The organism is Bacillota bacterium (assembly GCA_024655925.1).
Lineage (GTDB): Bacteria > Bacillota > DTU025 > DTU025 > JANLFS01 > JANLFS01.
The window spans coordinates 18,135-20,383 of record JANLFS010000042.1 but is presented as its reverse complement, the minus strand read 5'-3'; the positions used below and the strand labels follow the sequence as shown (position 1 = coordinate 20,383).

General features: G+C 61.5%; 3 protein-coding genes. All 3 read right to left on the bottom strand.

Features of this window, described 5'->3' with window-relative positions:
- The coding region (locus tag NUW23_08150) for a DUF5693 family protein (protein ID MCR4426141.1) at positions 1 to 686 on the bottom strand (686 nt) is incomplete at its 3' end.
- A gap of 4 nt (positions 687 to 690) precedes the next feature.
- Positions 691 to 1,398: a DUF2993 domain-containing protein gene (locus NUW23_08145; protein MCR4426140.1), complete on the bottom strand. Its 708-nt coding sequence runs from the start codon at positions 1,396 to 1,398 to the stop codon at positions 691 to 693.
- Positions 1,399 to 1,409: 11 nt separating this feature from the next.
- Positions 1,410 to 2,249, bottom strand: an 840-nt coding sequence (gene prfB, locus NUW23_08140) for a peptide chain release factor 2 (GenBank protein MCR4426139.1), incomplete at its 5' end; no start/stop codon positions are given.

The following is a 2,249-nucleotide window of genomic DNA, read 5'->3' as shown; positions in this document are numbered from 1 at the left end:
AACACAACCGCCCGGGCGCCCGTAGGCTTCTGGGATCTGCCCAAGGCGGTATCGATCCACTTCTCTGTGACCCCAGGGAAGTTCACAGGCCTCAGAATGATGCCAAGTCCAGCTGAAAGGGGCGCATCCAACGCAGAAGGCTGGACGCCCAGATTGAGGCCAAGAGTATCACGAACGGGAAGGGACACCCGGAACGCCGCCCCGTCCGCGGCAACCTCCACGTCAGGGCCACAGGACGCCCGAAGGGGGAGCCTGTCCAAGACGAAGCGAGCCGAGCGCGGGTTGGTCGGCACGATGAACGTGTCGGACAGGGCGAATCTCTCGGAGGCCACCAGGGTCGAGAGGGCAGCAGAATCCTCACCACCCACGCTGACCTGTCTTTGAGCTTCCGCCCCAGTCAGAAGGATGACCTCTCCGTCCGCTGCGAGGGACCCAACGGTCTCCTCGTCCACTGCAACCGAGACAACCCCCGCCTCACGCAGAAAGACGAGGTAGTCTCGGACCGGCATCCCGATCCGTCTCGCGAAGCCTACGCTCTCCCTGAGGTCCGCACACAACTCCACCTCGACGCTCTCACGTTCCACGTCATGCCTTCGCCATGCGATCCCGAGCGCGGCGACGACTGCTACCAGCACAAGTGGAGCCAACCACCGGCCCGACCGGGTGCCATTCCGCCAAGAGGTCACGCGATCACCCTCTTCTCGTGGTCTCTCCAAAGAGGTACAGGAAACCCTCATCAACGCGGACTCCACGCAGTTCGAACCCGAAAGGCAGGCCTGAAAAGTCCACTCCCAGCCTGATCCTTTCCTCGAGCATGTCCATGACGAAGTCGGGGAGCGCCCTCCCGTGAACCTTGAGGTCCTCTATGGTGTACCTCGCGATGGACGGTTCCTCGATGGTGAACCGCCCTTCAGAGCTCACGTCTACCTCGAATCCCACGACGGATACCCGGCCCAGCACCCTGACTTGGTCTCGATCAAAGGCGACCGTAAACCTGCGAAGTAGGTCATCGCGGGCCGCCAGGTGGGCGTTGACGTCCTTCTCTGCCAGCAGGAGAGTCGCCCTGGCATCACCCAGTACTCGCATGCCCTCAGGCGACTGCGGGTCGAACTTCCGGAGGGGTATCCGCGCGCCGACCGATTCCAGGTATACCCGGGATATCCGGATTTCGTCCGACTTCGCCCCGACGATATCGATGGCCAGAAGATCGAACCTCCCGGCCAGCATGGCCAGGGCAGGCCTGGACACCGCGCGGACCGCCACTGATTCCAGGCCCGAGAACCAGGAGTCCACCGAGACCTCAATCCGTCTCTGCACATATCCGGGGATCCAGACCTCAGATGCGATGAAGGCCACCAGGACTATCGCGATCCCGATGGCCAAACGTGTCCCGCGCATTCTCAAACCAATCACTCCCGGGCGGTGTTTGCCGAGGCCGCGCCCATGCGAAGGAAGGCCTCAATGAAACGGTCGATGTCCCCGTCCATGACCGCCATCACGTTCCCGGTCTCCACATCGGTGCGGTGGTCCTTAACCATGGTGTACGGCTGGAACACGTAGGACCTGATTTGACTGCCCCATGCGATCTCCTGCTGCTCGCCTCGAATGTTCCCGATCTCCCGGGCCTGCTCCTCTCGCTTGCGCTCAGCGAGCTTAGCCCGGAGAATCCTCATAGCCGTCTCCCTGTTGCTGTGCTGCGACCGTTCGTTCTGGCACTGGACGATTATGCCTGTTGGGATGTGAGTTATCCTGACCGCGCTCTCGGTCTTGTTGACGTACTGCCCGCCTGCTCCCCCAGACCTGAAAGTGTCCAACTTGAGGTCGGATGGGTCAATGTCGATCTCTTCTTCTGCCATTTCCGGCACAACATCCACCGAGGCGAATGAGGTATGCCGCCTTGCCGAAGCATCGAACGGTGATATACGGACCAGTCTGTGCACTCCCTTCTCAGCCTTGAGATAGCCGTAGGCGTTCTCCCCGGAGATGATCAGGGTGACGCTCTTGATCCCGGCTTCATCCCCAGGTAGTAGGTCCGCCACTTCCACCCGCAGCCCCTGCCTCTCCGCCCATCTCATATACATGCGCATGAGCATGGCAGCCCAGTCCTGGCTCTCAGTGCCGCCCGCGCCGGGGTGAATGGCCACGATTGCGTTGGAGTTGTCGTACGGTCCTGAGAGCAGGTGTCTGAGCTCCATGGAACCGACCACGGTCTCTATGGCCTTGAGTTCCGCAAAGCACTCCTCAATGGC